Source organism: Aminobacter ciceronei (assembly GCF_014138625.1).
GTDB lineage: Bacteria > Pseudomonadota > Alphaproteobacteria > Rhizobiales > Rhizobiaceae > Aminobacter > Aminobacter ciceronei.
On record NZ_JACJHY010000010.1, the window covers coordinates 175,116 to 190,264 of the forward strand.

The 15,149-nt window shown below is 60.3% G+C and carries 19 protein-coding genes; 2 read left to right on the plus strand and 17 right to left on the minus strand.

Features of this window, described 5'->3' with window-relative positions; all coding sequences use genetic code 11:
* Positions 1–3: 3 nt before the first annotated feature.
* From HNQ95_RS12780 to HNQ95_RS12820, 9 genes are all read right to left on the minus strand, one after another.
* A complete protein-coding gene (locus HNQ95_RS12780; protein ID WP_182574221.1) occupies positions 4–783 on the minus strand; it encodes a hypothetical protein in 780 nt (259 codons plus the stop codon).
* A gap of 81 nt (positions 784–864) precedes the next feature.
* A complete protein-coding gene (locus HNQ95_RS12785) occupies positions 865–1,377 on the minus strand; it encodes a hypothetical protein (protein ID WP_182574222.1) in 513 nt (170 codons plus the stop codon).
* Between the two features lie 10 nt (positions 1,378–1,387).
* A complete protein-coding gene (locus HNQ95_RS12790; protein WP_182574223.1) occupies positions 1,388–2,404 on the minus strand; it encodes a phage major capsid protein in 1,017 nt (338 codons plus the stop codon).
* 22 nt (positions 2,405–2,426) lie between these two features.
* On the minus strand, positions 2,427–3,527 hold the full coding sequence (locus HNQ95_RS12795; RefSeq protein WP_182574224.1) for a hypothetical protein: 1,101 nt from the start codon (positions 3,525–3,527) through the stop codon (positions 2,427–2,429).
* Between the two features lie 33 nt (positions 3,528–3,560).
* Complete coding sequence (locus HNQ95_RS12800) at positions 3,561–3,887, minus strand: hypothetical protein (protein ID WP_182574225.1); 327 nt, start codon at positions 3,885–3,887, stop codon at positions 3,561–3,563.
* 2 nt (positions 3,888–3,889) lie between these two features.
* Positions 3,890–4,072, minus strand: a complete 183-nt coding sequence (locus HNQ95_RS12805) for a hypothetical protein (protein ID WP_182574226.1) — start codon at positions 4,070–4,072, stop codon at positions 3,890–3,892.
* Positions 4,069–6,255, minus strand: coding sequence for a hypothetical protein (locus HNQ95_RS12810; RefSeq protein ID WP_182574227.1), 2,187 nt, complete (start codon positions 6,253–6,255; stop codon positions 4,069–4,071). Before HNQ95_RS12810 ends, HNQ95_RS12805 begins: the two co-directional genes overlap by 4 nt.
* Positions 6,256–6,265: 10 nt before the next feature.
* The gene (locus HNQ95_RS12815) at positions 6,266–7,720 is read right to left on the minus strand and encodes a terminase large subunit domain-containing protein (RefSeq protein ID WP_312870928.1); all 1,455 of its coding nucleotides are present in this window, start codon (positions 7,718–7,720) and stop codon (positions 6,266–6,268) included.
* Between the two features lie 25 nt (positions 7,721–7,745).
* On the minus strand, positions 7,746–8,207 hold the full coding sequence (locus HNQ95_RS12820; protein ID WP_182574229.1) for a terminase small subunit: 462 nt from the start codon (positions 8,205–8,207) through the stop codon (positions 7,746–7,748).
* 140 nt (positions 8,208–8,347) lie between these two features.
* On the opposite strand from HNQ95_RS12820, the gene HNQ95_RS12825 reads away from it, so the two are divergent.
* Positions 8,348–8,638, plus strand: a complete 291-nt coding sequence (locus HNQ95_RS12825; protein ID WP_182574230.1) for a type II toxin-antitoxin system RelE/ParE family toxin — start codon at positions 8,348–8,350, stop codon at positions 8,636–8,638.
* Positions 8,635–8,937 carry an addiction module antidote protein gene (locus tag HNQ95_RS12830; RefSeq protein WP_182574231.1) on the plus strand — a complete coding sequence of 101 codons (303 nt, stop codon included), beginning with the start codon at positions 8,635–8,637 and terminating at the stop codon, positions 8,935–8,937. The genes HNQ95_RS12825 and HNQ95_RS12830 overlap by 4 nt, the downstream gene beginning before the upstream one ends.
* Before the next feature lie 235 nt (positions 8,938–9,172).
* Here the strand turns inward: HNQ95_RS12830 and HNQ95_RS12835 are convergent, their stop codons facing one another.
* The 8 genes from HNQ95_RS12835 to HNQ95_RS12870 all read right to left on the minus strand — a co-directional run bounded on the left by HNQ95_RS12835 (position 9,173) and on the right by HNQ95_RS12870 (position 14,822).
* A complete protein-coding gene (locus tag HNQ95_RS12835; protein WP_182574232.1) occupies positions 9,173–9,844 on the minus strand; it encodes a hypothetical protein in 672 nt (223 codons plus the stop codon).
* Positions 9,841–10,908 carry a hypothetical protein gene (locus tag HNQ95_RS12840; RefSeq protein ID WP_182574233.1) on the minus strand — a complete coding sequence of 356 codons (1,068 nt, stop codon included), beginning with the start codon at positions 10,906–10,908 and terminating at the stop codon, positions 9,841–9,843. Before HNQ95_RS12840 ends, HNQ95_RS12835 begins: the two co-directional genes overlap by 4 nt.
* A complete protein-coding gene (locus HNQ95_RS12845) occupies positions 10,905–11,528 on the minus strand; it encodes a hypothetical protein (protein WP_182574234.1) in 624 nt (207 codons plus the stop codon). The genes HNQ95_RS12840 and HNQ95_RS12845 overlap by 4 nt, the downstream gene beginning before the upstream one ends.
* The gene (locus tag HNQ95_RS12850; protein WP_182574235.1) at positions 11,525–11,809 is read right to left on the minus strand and encodes a DUF6074 family protein; all 285 of its coding nucleotides are present in this window, start codon (positions 11,807–11,809) and stop codon (positions 11,525–11,527) included. Before HNQ95_RS12850 ends, HNQ95_RS12845 begins: the two co-directional genes overlap by 4 nt.
* Positions 11,810–11,918: 109 nt before the next feature.
* Positions 11,919–12,521 carry a hypothetical protein gene (locus tag HNQ95_RS12855; RefSeq protein WP_182574236.1) on the minus strand — a complete coding sequence of 201 codons (603 nt, stop codon included), beginning with the start codon at positions 12,519–12,521 and terminating at the stop codon, positions 11,919–11,921.
* 196 nt (positions 12,522–12,717) lie between these two features.
* Positions 12,718–13,077, minus strand: coding sequence for a winged helix domain-containing protein (locus tag HNQ95_RS12860; protein WP_182574237.1), 360 nt, complete (start codon positions 13,075–13,077; stop codon positions 12,718–12,720).
* A 107-nt stretch (positions 13,078–13,184) separates the two neighbouring features.
* A complete protein-coding gene (locus HNQ95_RS12865; protein ID WP_182574238.1) occupies positions 13,185–13,409 on the minus strand; it encodes a helix-turn-helix transcriptional regulator in 225 nt (74 codons plus the stop codon).
* Positions 13,410–13,646: 237 nt separating this feature from the next.
* Positions 13,647–14,822 carry a tyrosine-type recombinase/integrase gene (locus tag HNQ95_RS12870; protein ID WP_182574239.1) on the minus strand — a complete coding sequence of 392 codons (1,176 nt, stop codon included), beginning with the start codon at positions 14,820–14,822 and terminating at the stop codon, positions 13,647–13,649.
* Positions 14,823–15,149 lie beyond the last annotated feature (327 nt).

Below are 15,149 nucleotides of genomic sequence, written 5' to 3' on the forward strand. Positions count from 1 at the left end.
CGCTTAGCCGTTCGCCAGTTCGGCAGCAGCAGCGACAAGGGTGTTGTGGCTGGGGTTGCCGCGGGGGCGCGAGCCGGTGTGTCCGGCGATGTAGTCCTTCAGCTTGTCGTCATCCCACGTGTCGAAGTCGGTCGACGCATCCGGATCGGTTTCGCCTTCAGGCTTGTCAGCCGCTTCCTCTGGCTGCGAGCCGGACTGCAGGGCCCCGACTTGATTGACGGGGGTGTTGCGCCCCGACATCTGGGCAAGCTGGTCCCTGAGATCGGCCATCTGCTCGAGCAGCGAAGCATTTTGCGCAGCCAGCGCCGTCACGTCTGCCGAGCCGGCCGCATTGTCCAGATAGGCCTGCGCCTGGTTCTTCAGATCGCGCCCGCCCATGCCGAGCTGCTTGAGCGGGTTGCCATCCAACCCGGCCAGAGCTTCCACCGTGTGGATGTTCAGCGCCTTGAGTTCGCGGCGCTTGGCCTCGGCCAGGAATGGCGCTTCCGACAAAGGCGTGCCGCTCGTCGGCTGGGAAACACCTGCCTTAAAGGCGCGATACTGCTCGTTGTAGAGCATGGCGTAGGTCACGACGCCGTTGCCGTCCTTGACGCTCTCGCGCGTCGCGTTGGGCTCGGCCTCATGGGCCGGAAAGGTCGCCCTGGTCTTGGTGTTGCCGGCGAATGCGATGTCGCAGACTTCCATGTCGGAGAAGATCGGTCGGCCTGCCTTCTGGCTGGCGGTGGCGTCGGGCATCGTGTGAATGCGGAACACGACGGTCGTCTGATTGTTGTTCGATGTCATTTTCTCGATTTCCTGTCTGAGAGGGTGCAAAGGAAAACGGGGCCCGCCGAGGGGCCCCGCTTATTGCTTTGTCGTCAGGGATTAGGCTGCGAGGCCGTCGTCGACGAACGGACGATCGATCTCGAATTCGGCCAGGCCGGCGGAAGGCGTACCGACCGCAGAGGCGCCCTTGGCGTTCTTGACGCGATCACCGGCAACGACGGCATCGTCCACGGAACCAGCGGTCGCCGTGGCATAGACGTTGGCGTTGTCGAGGAAGCCCGCAAGCGCCTTGCCGATGGCCTTGCCCTTGATCTGATACCAGCCGTACTGGCTGGCCACGTTCGCCGACATGGCGACAGCGACCGAGCCAATAGCGTCGGCACCAAGCAGGACCGTCGACCAGTCGTCGGGGTTGTAGACGACCCACGAACCAACTGCCGTCGAGGCTACGCCCTGAAGGTAGATGAACTCGCCGACACCATAGACCGGATCGACCGCGCGGATGACATCGCCCAGCTTCCAGGGAGTGCTGCGACCGGCCACGTTTGACGCGGGACCGGTGTAGGCAATCGGAGGGAAGCCGAGGTTCGGAGTTTCGGGAATGTAGGCCACTGGACCCTCCTTAGGCCGCCGGGTTGGAATCGATGAGCTTCCACATGAACAGCGGATTGGTCATCGTCAGCTCGCCCATGAAGCCGATGTACTGAACAACGGCGTCCTGGTTGATCGGCGTGAGCGCCTTGCCGATCTTGTTGAAGTTGCGTTCCGGGTGGTAGCGGAGCCACAGGTTGGCGAGGTCCAGACCATAGGTCGTATTCGCCGGCATGTTGGAGCCGATGCCACCTTCCTGCACGATGTCGGCAACGCGGCCGGCGCCGTAGTATTTCAGCGCCGAGAAGCCGAGCTTCCCGAGCTTGGTTTCGTCGTTGATGCGCTGAATGGCGACGGTTGCAGCGTCGTAGGCCGCGTAATGCTCCGGCGACATGAGCAGCAGGTTTGCAGCCTTCTTGCCGCGCGACCGCTGGGTCATGATCGAGTTGAGCATGGGGCGCACGGTGTCCTTGTTCACCTGCGTTCCGATGGCCGGAAATGCAGTGTGCGCGTCGAACACCGAAGTACGCCAGGCCGGCTGGGTGCCGCGGTCGATGCCGGCATAGGTACCGGAATTGACGATGGTCGGCACCGCAAGCTGAAGGCCGCCGAGTTCCTTGCCGCCGAAGCGCGTACCGTTGCCATGGAGCGAGATGTCGGCCTCATCGATAAGCTCGCTTTCGGCGGCTTCGATGTGGCTTTCCAGGATGTCCATCAGCTGGTTTTCGCCTTCGTTGTTGAGGATGTCCTCATTCGGAAGGGTGACGGCCACGGCGACCATCTTGGGGGTGTACTCGGCATCGCTGAACAGCTCGGCAGGAACCGGGTTCAGGAAGTCGAAGCCGTTGTACCAGATCGCCGAGCCCGTCTTGTTGTAGAGCAGGCGTTCGCGGATCTTCGGGCCCGAGTATTCCTTGAAGTTCCCCCTGTCCTTGAGCAGATAGAGGGTGGCCGACGAGTTGGAGACAAGGTCCTGGTAGCCTTCGGAACGATCCTCCAGCGCCAGAGACAGGATCTCCTGGTTCTTTTCAACATTAGTGAGGGCCAATTTGGCCTCCTATAGACGCGGGTTATCCGGCCTGCGCGACGGCGCGGGCGAGAGATTCCCTGATTGAGGTGGAGCGCTTCCGGGCATTCGGGTCTGAGCCGAGCGAGGGTGCGCCAGAGACGGATTTCGAACCTTTCCGGGTCTGAGCCTCAAGGTCTGCAGTAATGGCCGCCGGGGCGGCTGGGACCGGGGCAGATGGGGCGGGGTTGAGCCGGTCCGCCATCTTGTATGCCTCGGCCAAATCCTTGGTTTTGCCGCTCTCGATGAAGAACACGATGTCGTCGGCGAGTTCTTCAAAGCGGGGATTGTTTTTCGCGAACTCGTCGACCGATGCCTCGATCTTCGATTGATGCTGCTGCTGCATCGAGGTCGTGACGCCGCCGATCTGGTTCTTCAGGCCGGCGATTTCCTGCTGCAGCGCGCGGATGGTCGCGTCGTTCTGCGCCTGGGTCTGATCGGGCGTCTGGCCCATGACGGAAGCGGCGAGTTCACGCAGCGAAACGCCGGCATATTCGCAAACTGCCTGAATTCCCTGCATCGGATTGGTCAGCAGCGTCTTTTCGAGGTCGGTGTAGCGGGTCATCGCGTCACGAATGGTCGTGCCGTTCTTCCTCGCGAGGTCGTCGAAATCCCTGATCTGGCCGAATGCCTCGGCATCCGCGCGATACTTCTCATGGCCCTGCTCGAGTTCGCGGATTGCCCGGTGCACCTCGGCCTTGATGGGCTCTGGCGCCGTTGCCCAGGCGGCTTTCGCATCCGCGGAGAAGCGGGCGGGCGCATCGATCTTGGACTGGGCCGGCTCGGCTGGCTTTTCGGCTATACGCGTCGCATCGGCAGGCTTTGCCTGTGTCGGCTTGTCGCCAGCGCCCTCGGATTTGGCCGTGTCGACCGGCTTTGCGACGGTTTCCGGCTTCGGTTCGGCCTTCGCGACTTTTTCGGCTGCTCGCTTCAGCGCCTCTCGCGCGGTCGGAGCCTTCTTCGGCTCCTGGCCATCGTCTTTGGCGGGCTTGGGCTCCGGCAGATTGGTCTGTGCCGGCGGCTGGGTCTGGCTGACCTGCGTTTCCGGGGCAACGGTCGAGGGCTCGGAGGGCGCAGCAGCGCCGCCATTCAATGCGTCGGTCATGGTTCTACCTGTCTGAGAGGTTGCGGTGGGTGGTTAGCGGGGCCGAACGCGCTCGCCCCGATCAAAGCGAGCCTTGGCCTTCTCAACGGTGGTTTTGATCGCTGCCCTGTCGGGTTTCGGGCGCTTCCGAGTGCGAAGCCTGGCGGGATCGTTGCCGACCTCGATCATGCCGGCCGCTCGATAGGTGCTGAGCAGCTTGGACTTGCTGTCGTACATCTTGCCGTCCAGCATGCTCTGGACTGGCTCCATGGTGTCTTGCGCGATCATGGGACAAGCAAGCGTCGAGCGTTTCGGCCGGCGCGTCTCTTCCTTGCGGTAGACAGAGCGGCCGTCTTCCAGTTCGAACCACCGGTAAGCCATGCTCAGCGCCCCTGAATGATGGCGAACAGCGCCCACAGCGCTGTGCCAAAAATGCAGGCGAAAAGCGCAGCGGTAAGCGCGATGTTCCGCGCGTGTCCACCGCCATAGACAATGATGCCGGCAAGGAAGATTGCCGCGAAAAGGCACCCACTCAGCACAAAGCCGAGCCATTCAATACGGTTCATCCGATATGCCCTTCAATCATGGGCGCGATGCCCTTCTGTGCCTGCTGGGCGAGATGGAGGCGGAGCCGCGCAAGCTCGAGCTCGCCTTTTTGCATGTCTTGCGCGTGCTTCTGCGCATCGGCCGCCGCTCGCGCCTCGATCTCGCGGATTCGAATGTCGGCCTCTCGCTGCTTCAGCGCGGCATCGGCATTGATCCGGGCGATATCGGCTTCGGACTTGGCCACGGTCGCCTGAGCCTTGGCCTGTTCCACTGCAGCGCGGTCGGAATTGGCCTTGGCTTCGCTCTCGGCCTGCGCGGCCCTCGGGTCGGGCTGCGGTTGACCGGCAGACGCCTTCATCTTCTCGACGAACTCGTCAATGGACGCCTGCATCTGGCGGCCTGGCCTGAACGGCGCGATGGCAAATTTCAGGATTTCGCCGGCAAAGGGGGCCGTCTCAGGCCTTGCGGCGACCATCTGGGACAACTGCGCGAGCGCGCCGCCAAGAGCAGTCAGAAACTCGGCTGTTCGCTTCTTTGCCGCGTCCTCGTCCGGTTGAATGGTGCTGTCTGTCTCGATGTCCAGCGTGAAAGGGCGAATGCGTTCGTCCCGTAGGAACTTCATCACCTTGTCGATGGTAATGGTTTCTTCCAATCCCTGGACCTGCTGCGCGATCTGCTCGACCTGCTGCTGTGCCTGCTGGAATGAGGCTTGAGCTTGTTCTGGATTGGCCTGGGCCATCTGCTGAACCTGCGGATTCGCCTGTGCAGCCTTCAACGTGTCGACGACCTGCTTTGCCTGGGCTTCCAAAGCCTTGATCGCCTTCGATACCTCTGCGTCCGTCTCAAACTCCATCTGAGACATGTCCAACAGGGTCTTGGCCTGGAAGTTCTCCGCCTGAATTTCGGCAACGATGCGCGCAGTGTCGCGAGCGATACGCACCAACTCCGCCTGGCGGTCCCGAATGCGAACCGAACCATACTGCGACTTCAGCGTCTGGGCCCCAAGCGTCTCATTGGGGTTGGTTGCACCCCGCATGACGTCCGACAGGCCGCTGATCTGGTAGATGTCCTCAATCAGCTGCTTTCGCAGGGCGATAAGCTGGGTCAGGGTCGTAGCGACCATGTCCAGCGGCAGCCACACGATGGTGTCTTTCGCCGAGCCAGTTACGGCCCAATTGGAAACCGGAACGAGCACCTTGCGATCATCGACCGACTTGATTGCGGCTTCGATCGCATCGCTGAGCTCGCCGGCGCCGGATGGATAGAAACCACGCACCTTCAGCGCTTGGGTCAGCGCGGAAATGCGGTTGGTGAGTTCGTTTACCTCCTCGGCCTGATCCTTGTAGAACAGGAAGTCAGGCACCGGGATCAGGCTGTTCGGCTCTACCGTGCCATATGCAGGCTGCGGGCACGGGAAGAAGCCTTCCAGCGACAGGTGCGGCTTGTCCTCGTCGAGCACAACGTCGACGCCGGGCGTGACCCACACGACCTTGTTTTCGGTCTTGGACCAGATCTCCCAGACACCGGCCTTGAGCTTACCGTCGGTCTTGTTCTTGTCGTCCTTTTGCTTGGCGAAGATTGCCCCGGCATATGCATTGCCTGACGTCTTCTGGAAACGCTGGCGCATTTCCTTCCGCGTCATCCATGCGCGCCCGGCTACCCAGCCGACTTCTATCCATCCGCGGCCCGGCTCGTGCGCGAAGTCACGGCGGTTCTTGTGCTCGATGCAGACGCGTTCGATAAGCCCGCTGTCCTTGCTCTTGGCCTCATACCTGACCCAGATGCAGCCGCGGGCATTGATTGCCAGGTCATCGCGGACACGCCGCATGACGCCGTCAATGTCCTCACTGTCGAAGGTTACAGCAGTCGAACGCTCCAGCAGTTCGGACGCGGCGCGCGGAATCGGCTTGGTGTTGTTGAACCTGGTCGCGACCACCGGGATAGGCGGTCGGGCATACATGGACGGCTTCAGAACCTCGATGTTTGCCCAGAAGATCTGGAATTCGCGGCTCCTGCTGACGCTCGCCAGACGGGCAAGGTTTGCATACTGCTTCTCGATGTTCGCGCAGCGCGTTTGATAGTCCTCATACCCAGCTTTTTCATAACTGGTGATCAGGCTGAGCCATGCCTTTGAGGACTTCGGCTTGCGTGCCGGCTCGGCGTCTGCCTGCGCCACGTCGAGTTCGTCGTCGGGATCGATCACGGGGCAACCTTCATATTCTGATCCTTCCACCGGTCGCGGGCTCAGGAGGGCCGGGCAACTGCACCATGCCGGGTTTCGGCGGCGCTACTTGCTCGAGCGGCTTCTTGAACCATGGGCGGGACATGCAGCCGTAGCGAACCATGTCGGCCGCGTGGTCTTCCTGCGATGTGTCGAGGTCTTCCGGGTTCGTCTGATCGTGCTGAAGCGCCGGCAGCGTTCGTATCGTGTGCGTGCAGGTGCTGAAGAAGAACAGCAGTGCGCGTCCGTCTTCGTCTCCGGTCAGGCGGCTGCGAAGCTGGTCCCAGCCGCCCATAGCACCACGGCCTGGCGTTCGTTTGTTGTCCGCCCTTGTAAACGTGGCCCCTTCGCCGTTCTCGCCTTTGGCCATGCGCTCGGCGATCGATGGCCCGCCATCCTGATTGAACGCCGCCGGGTCAAGAACGCCGTAAGTGATGGAATCGCCATAGTCCCGAAACCTGACACCCGCGCCGACCGCTTCGGCATGGAGCTTCAAACCGGTGTCCGGAATGAACTTGCCTTGAGCGTCCCTCTTCACCCCGTACCATTCGCGGTACATCACCAGCGCGCCACGCGGGATCACCACGCCGGGGCCGGCAATAGTGTCTTCCGAGGCAACCGCGAACCAGCCGAAGGCAAAAGGCTTGGCGCTGCCCCAGTCACCGGCCCGGAACCTGATCCAGTGTTCTGGGATCGCAAATGGCCGAATGACATGGCGCTCTCGGCGGAAGTTGTCGAAGTAAGCGCCCTCGACGATGTCCCAATCGCCATGACGCATTGCCCGGACGAGGCTTTCCGACCCCAGGCCGTGAAGACGATCCTCATATTCAGGATCGTTGTCGTTCATCGCCGGGTTGTCTTCGAGCTTCGCCGGGATGTACTGGCGCAGCATGCCGCCCTCGGTCTTGGGCGTCCTGTAGACCTTATATGCGGCCGCACCGTCGATGAACGTGCTCTTGACGAACTGATGCCCGATGCCCCCGGGGTTGCCGCTGCACAGGATGCGCGGGAAGCGACCTTTGTACTTCTCAGGCACCTCGATACCGACCATGCGCACCCGGCCACGGAGGTACCGGTAAATCTTGTCCGTGAAGTGCGTCAGCTCATCGATCAACAGGACGTGGATTTCGGCGCCCTGGTATTTGAAGCGGTCCTTCTCGTCTTTGCAGTGGCAGAGATAAATCTTGCTGCCATTCCAGAACCTGATTTCGTCCTCAACGATGGTGACGAAGCCACAGGCCACCCAGCCGGCGAGCAGCGCCCGAAAGCCGTTCGGGCCTTCCATATGGTTCTTGACCAGATCCCCGCCGATGCGGCGGAACAGATAGACCTGTAGGCCTGGTATCTCCGTGCACCAGGTGATTGCCGCCGACCGTATCAGGTGGCTCTTGCCGCCTCCTGCCGCGCCGCCGAAGAAGGTTTCCGTTGCCTCGGTGTTGAATGCCACGCCCTGCTTGGGATGCAGGACGAGATCAAGAGTTGCCGCTGACTGAGACATTGAGCACCGGAACCAACGGCGCGCCGTCCTTGCCGGTCAGTTCGGATTTGTCAGCCAGACCCAGCTCGCGGGCGATGATGTTCGCATTCAGAAGCTCAGCCGCAGCCCCCTCAAACTTCTGGGTGCGAATGATGTCGTCTACCTGCGCGGTGATGCCAACAAAACCTTCCCGCTCTCGGTAGAGGTCCCATGCTTGGCGCGAGATATCGAGGAAGATGCACAGGCCCGAAATCGTCATGGCCCGCATCTTGGCTATCCTCTCGACCTTCACGTCGCCCTGATAGGCGAAGGGCCGTGCCTCATATAGCGGGTTTGCTTCGACCCAATCGAAGTACTCGGTGCACGCTTCCCACAGTGCATCTGCGGTGGCGAAGATCGGGGCGCGGCCGTGGGAGCTGCGAACCTTCCAGAACTGGTTACCTGATGGTGCGGGCATATGTGTTCCTCTCGCCGGTTTGAGCGGTCGATTGGCGCGGCAGTTGCATTGCGAGTGGACGGTCTTGATATGGCCTCATGCTGTGAACTATTTTTCACACCCTGTTGACAAACCGGGCAACTGTGAATTATAGTTCACACATGATCGAAGTTCGCCAAACACCAGAATTCAAAGAATGGCTCGACGGCCTGAAGGATCAGCGCGCACAGGAGCGCATCGCTATCCGGATCGTTCGGCTGCAGTCGGGCCTGATCGGCGATGCCAAGTACTTCGACGGCATTGGCGAGCTTCGTATTGACTACGGCCCCGGCTACCGCGTCTATTTCGTGAAGCGGGGCAATGAGGTGGTGATCTTGTTGTGCGGTGGCGACAAGTCGAAGCAGAGCAAGGACATCAAGCGGGCGATCCGCATGTCACAGGAGGTCAAATGACCATAGAAACCGTACCCTTTGACGCAGCGGCCTATCTGGCAAGCCCCGAGGCGCAAGCGGAACTTATCGCTGACGCTCTACACACCGGAGACGCCGCCTATATCGCGAACGCTATCGGTGTTGTCGCTCGTGCCCGAGGTATGAGCCAGATTGCCAGAGACGCAGGCGTAACCCGCGAAGCCCTCTACAAGGCGCTCAGCCCTACCGGCGACCCTCGACTGTCAACCTTCCTGGGCGTGATGAAAGCGCTCAACATGGAAGTCACGGCGAAGCCGGTTGAGGACGCGCTGGCCGAATAAGTCTGCTGGCTTACCGCGTTCTGCGGAATTCCGCGGAAACCCGAAGGAAACCCGCCGCATAAGCAATGCACGTGCAATGCATGTGCATTGCCGTGGCATAGCTGTAGCAATGCTAGCCCTGCCCTCTGAAAACAGAAAACCCGCCTGTGGGGCGGGTCTTTGGATGCAGTTCTGCAAACTAGGCAGAACATAAGGGGTTTCGTTACATGTGTCAACGCAACGTTCCCGCGCGATATCACATGAAATCGAAGTGCCTTGCGCACAATCGCAGATAATGCTGCAATATAATCGACATTTCTCGTTCTTGGACGCCGTATTTTTGCGCAATCTCGGCAGCCGTGTGTCCATTCACACAGTAGTCAATGAGCTGCGCTGATGGCGCTAAACCGAGCACACCCCGAAACCCGGTGAGTCTGTCTAGAGCGGCAACCCGGCCGTCGCCTATGCCGGCGGCGTATCCCGACCTGGTGCCCCGCAGGAAGTTCGCCGAGCTTGCTATTGTCATCCCTGCCCGCTCCCAGAGGGTTGCGAGATGTGAACCGGCATGGAAAAGGGCGTCCTGCTTGTTTCGCCCATATCGCCATTCGAACGATCCGGGCCGGCAGCGGAACAACTGACGTTCGGCACGATCCGCCGAAATCTTTACGTTGACCTGCGTGACCCTTGCCCCGTCCTTGCCGCCGTCCTCATCCTGGAGCTTGGCGATACGCCGCCGTTGTGGCGCTGTCTCAGACACAACCCGTTCGCGTTGTTCGGCACGCTCCCACACCGCGCTAACCCGTGTGTCCTCCACGGGCGCGCTAGTCGCGGCTTCCGAACGGCTTTTCCGGCGCCGGCGGGCCTCAGCAAGGTTGATGCGCTTGCCGCCGTCTACCCGTACCGATGGGAGAACCTTCTTGCCCTTCAAGCAACCTTCCTTTCGATGAACACGACGTCGGGGTCGTTCGCCGGCGGAAGCGCTGTATGCGTGCCCTCTGGCACGACCACATTTGCGTAGTGTAGGCCGGCAAAGCTGTCGCTGCGAAATAGGACTTGGCGACCGTCAACGCTGATTTCGAACCTGGCGAATGGCGTATTCGGCCTATTCCCCCAACGGTGCAGCAACAGAAGGTTTTTTCGGGCAAAGAACCGCTGCCCGTCATCGATGCTTGCCAATGTTGCCAGCATGCTCCGCATCGCTCGCGCGACCATTCGCCCACGTTTTAGGATCTCGTCCGTCGCGGGGTGCTCAGGCGTGGTCGGCGACCAGTCCGGCAGTGGCTGCGCGGCATCAGTCAGTGCAGTTTGCAGGTGGCGAACGTCGCGCTTCACATCGTAGCCATAGGCCAGGAATTTCAGACCACTCGCCCGGCCGATTGACTTTCGTTGGATGACGGCATTTCCGGTTCGGTCCTTCATGCCCAAGTCAGCGTCGATGAATAGCTCACCGTTGGTCTGGGCGAGTTCCCTTTGCAGAAACTCGCAGTATCCCTTTGCCTGCTCGTCAAGCTGGTCCCGCACGAATTGCAGGTCCGCAGCTATCTTTGCCATTCGGGCGACAAACTGGGCTAGCGCTTCGCGCCTCGCGCCGATTTCCTGCCATGTGTCGAAGTAATCACGGCACGCCTGCTGCCGGCGGAACAACCTTTCCGCATGGCGAAAGTTCTCTCCGTAGTGCGTGGCTGCGCATTGATGCCCTACGAACCGCACCGTTTTTTCATCGGGGAAATAGGCCATGCGCCCGCGAATGAACTTTGGCGAGCCAGGCGCACAGAACGAACATGGCACTCGCTCGCCGCCAGGCCGAAGCAAGACCGGCACGGTGATTTCCTCGGACAACAGAACGATGTTGTCATGCTGCGTCGGCCGGCTGGTCGACACGCACTCAAAATCTTCGGGGCGACCAGTCGTAGCGGTGTGCTGACGCCACCGCTCGAGATAGTCATCGCTCGGTTGCCCCTCGAATACCGGATGGTGAGCCAGATCCATCATGCCGCGGCCTCCAGCATCAGGTTCCGGTAATCGGCGGCGATATCGGCCGGCACGATTTGGAACTCGAGCCCGGCAACTTTCCCCTTCGCGAATTGCTCAATTGTTAACCAAACGCCGCTGACGAACTCACCACTCGTCATCTGCAGCGGCTTACCCCTCACAGGCTTCTGTAGGAGAAACACCTCTTGAGTTCGGCCATCGATCGACCCAAAGTAATAGAAGCCTGGGTACTCGGCGGATGGCCACAAAATGGCGATGGGCTCTTTCGAGGCGTCATCGAAATTGTCGGTAGAAATCACCAACACCTCGTCGCCAACTGGCAGACAAAAGTCTGCCAGCAGTTGCAGTGATGCCTTGATGCCCCCGATAGCCGACACGGTTTCGGCTTTCAGGCCCGAGCGTGCGAGCCTCATCAGGTGCTGCGACCATCTTTCGCCGACGCCAGCGCGATCCAGCAGGGGCAACCATTCGCCATGCCTGCATTTGTCTTTCGCCCGGCAAAGCAGCCGTCCGGTTTCAAGCGCCTTCTTTGCTGTCATGCTCTGCGCCGCGCTGAACGCCGCGTGGCTCTCTTTGATCCGCTCGGCCAAGTCGGCCAGACTGTTCGTCAAAATAGTCATGCTGCACCTCCACCACCCTCGACATGCAGGCGCCGGCAAAGCTCGACCTGCACTGCGCCAAAGAATTCGCGCAGCTCCTGTTCGATGACGGGTGTGGCCAGCCCCGATTTCTGCATCTGAGAGGCCATGCCGTCGACGATCTGCTGCCAGTACTGATCGGCGCTCTTTCCGCGCCGATCACCGAGCACGTCGGCCACCCGACGGATTTTCCCCACCCGATACCTTGCCGGAAACGGGACGATGGCAGCCCCGCGGTCAGTTGCGCTTGCCAGGCGGGTCATGCACGCCTCCTGTTGATGATGGTCGCCCCGCTGCTCAGGGCTTTTTCCCGACTGCCCACCCAGAATCTATAAAGGTGTTCGGAAACCCGAAATTTGCTGATCATTGATTTCATTCGGAAATTCTCCGTGGACTGCCATTGGCGACCCGGCGAATTTCGGCTTCCCGAAGCGGTCGGATTTCGGCTTCCCGAAGTGGGGTTTTCTTCTTTCGTCCGACCGACCCGCGCTTGTCGGCGTGTTGCTTTCGGATGGTTTCCGACCACGCGACCGCCATTGCCTCGGTGCAGCGCAGCCATTCGTTTGTAGGGGGCGCCCCCTCGTGGTCGCCGAGCCAGGTAAGCCTGTAGACGTTGGGGTGCGACGTGCCGGCACCCGCCCGCCCCCTCCGGACTTTAACCAGTCCCTTGAAGGCCAGTTCATCGATGGCGTCGGCAACATATTCGCCGGAAACCCCATGCGCCTTAAACTGCTGGTGGGTGACAATGAGTTGCCCATTGTGTAGCCCGCCATGAGCACAATGTTCGACCACCAGCCGCATTATGGCACGGACGGCATTGACGCTCAGGGAGCGGAACGCAACCGAGCACATGAAGTCTACGGTGAACCACCCCCAACCGTTTTGATCGGCTGGTGGCTTGTTGTGCTTCATCACCAGGTTGTAGGTCTTGCCGCGGCTCGTCCGGCTCTTGTCCTTGAAATCAATGGGGGTCACGACGCCCTCGCTTTGATCAAGGTAGCCTCACGGACTGCAGCAACGGCCTCCGACAGTGTCAGACCGAACCGCTGGCGGAGATCTGGCACGATTGGGTGCGGAGGGTTCTTCTCGGTCGCAAGCCAAACGGCAGCGACCGCGACGTCGCGCGACGTCGCGCGACCGTCACGTGACTCTTTCTGCATTGTTTGCTGGCTCATGCGGCAGCGCGCCCCGCGCCATATTCGATGCTGATGGGGGTATGGAGCCGATACCGGGCATGGCTGCCAGGAAACGGCCCGCCGTGCGTCTCGTGCTCTGTCTCAATCACCAGCCGGTGTTCGTGACGCAGCAGATAGACGAAGTGAGCGAGGCGTAGACCCGCCGGAAAGTCGGCTGCACTGCAGCCCCGTTGCCCGGCCTTGTGCAGTTCGTTCAGCGCCCAGCCGGCGCGGCCAGGAACGACGATGCGGCGTTCATGGACAGCGTCACCGGGATAAACGAGGACTGTGAGTTGAAACTTGCCCTTGCCAGAATTGAGTTGGCGGGCTGCGGGTTCCCTTGCTATGGAATCCATCGCGGTCCTTTTGGAATTTGGGGATAACAAATCTTCTCGGATCGAAGGGAGATGGGCGGTTGAGTTTGGCGACTGGCCGCTCATCTCTTCGCAGTTCGGGGGACGCCTCATGCAGCCTCCTGATCTCGAACAGCAATCTTTTCGGCGATCCAGGCTTCAACCTCGGACAGCAAAAACGCTTTCCGGGCGCCATCGTCATCGCCACTCAGCCTAAGAGGCTTTGGGAACTTGCCCGCCTTAGACTTGAGGAAAATCGAAGACCTGCTGAGCGATGTGAGGCGGCAGGCTTCTTTGATACTGATCAGCCGGAAGTCGCGGCTGTTTGTGTTCATGCGCAATGCCCTTTGTGTTGATTTGGCATTGCTAACAATACTGTTTCAGGGAGTCGCAACCAAGTCGACGCGACCCGTCCCAAACCCTATATGCCAGTTATCCACAGGCACATAGGGCTAACTATCTGAAAATAATGATTTTTTTCTAACGAACCGAGTGGATAAATCGCCGAGCTTTGTTCATGCTCGGTTCCCGATATTGCCCTCTAATGTTCCGCCTCCGCCAAGTGCTTGTTTTTATTGACAAATACTTGTCAGGTGATCGGCCCACTTGACAAGGGCGTCTCGTTTCTCCGGCTCATAGGTTGCTCGGTTGTAGACGCCTGCCACGCCGGCTTTAAAGCCGCTGATGTGGTTCAAGACCGCCTCGACGATGTGCGGCATGATCCCGATTGATGCCATGCCAGTCGCGACTGTTCGCCTGATGTCGTGCGGGGTCCAGCGCTCTTTGCTCGCTTGGAGCTTGAGCCGAACAGCCTGCGCAATCGCGTTGCTCTCGACGGGCTCCCCCGTTCGCGTGAACAGCGGGGCCTCGTCCTCATCCTCAGCCCTGCTCATGGCCTCGGTCACGATAGACATCGCGAGCGGTGACAGCGGCACCACGTGCGTCAGCTCGTTCTTGGTACGGGCGCCCGGGATGGTCCAGGTTGCCCGGGCTAGATCTACTTCCGACCTGCGCATCCCACACACTTCGCCAGAGCGTTGCCCGGTCAACAGCAGCAGCCGCAGCACATCAGCCGTCACCGGGCTTAGCGCGGCCGAATTTAGCGCCCCCCACGCCGCCTTGACTTCTGCGTCGGACAGAACTCTATCGCGTCGAGTGGGCTTGCTGCGGGGCTTGAGGCCGGTGATTGGGGATACCGTCAGGTACCCATCATCGACCGCCCAATTGAAGAACTTCCGAACCACTGCCTGGATGTTTCTCGCTTGGACCTTGGCGCCCGCTGCCGACTTCTTGTCGATGATGTCGAGCACGTCACGCCGAACAACAGCCATCCCTTTCATGCGCCCAATTGCTGGGTACACCTCGGCCTTGAGAATGCGCTCATCCTCTTCCCATGTCCGCTTGTTCGGCTTGGCGTAGACTTCGAGGTAAAGCGCGCCCAGTTCCTCGATGGTTGCAGCCGCACGCCTGGCGGATTTCGCCTTCGCCGGATCCTCACCATCGGCGACTGACGTCATGGCCCTCAGCGCTTTCTTGCGGGCTGCGTCAAGGGACACGGCAGGATAGCGGCCCAGCTTTACCCGCTGGCGAGTATTGTCGCTCTCTCGGGTATACATCAGGTTCCACGTTTTGGTGCCTGTCGGCGCCACCCGAAGTGACAGCCCGACCAGTTGCATGTCGAAATAGTCTGTGCGAGTCTCTGCTGAGACACTGGCCACGAAGCGATCAGTCAGCTTCAGTTTTGGCAAAACGTCGACCTACTGATTTGTTGAAGCGATTATTCAGTTGGGTACGGCATGGGTACGGAATTGTCAAAACTGCATGACACGCCGCTGAACACCCTTGAACAGATTTCCCCAAGGTTCCCGCTGAGTTCGACTGTGTGATGGTGTCTATGCTGTTCAAAGGTGTTGGGTCAAAAACGCGCTTTTAATCAGTAGGTCCAGGGTTCGAATCCCTGCGCGCTCACCACCTTCAAACTGTACAGCCCGAAGACATAGGTAACAGTTTGTACCTAAGACATGGGTGACAACCTCGTGCCGAACGGGTTGTCGATGGTCTGCAGGGTCCTCTGT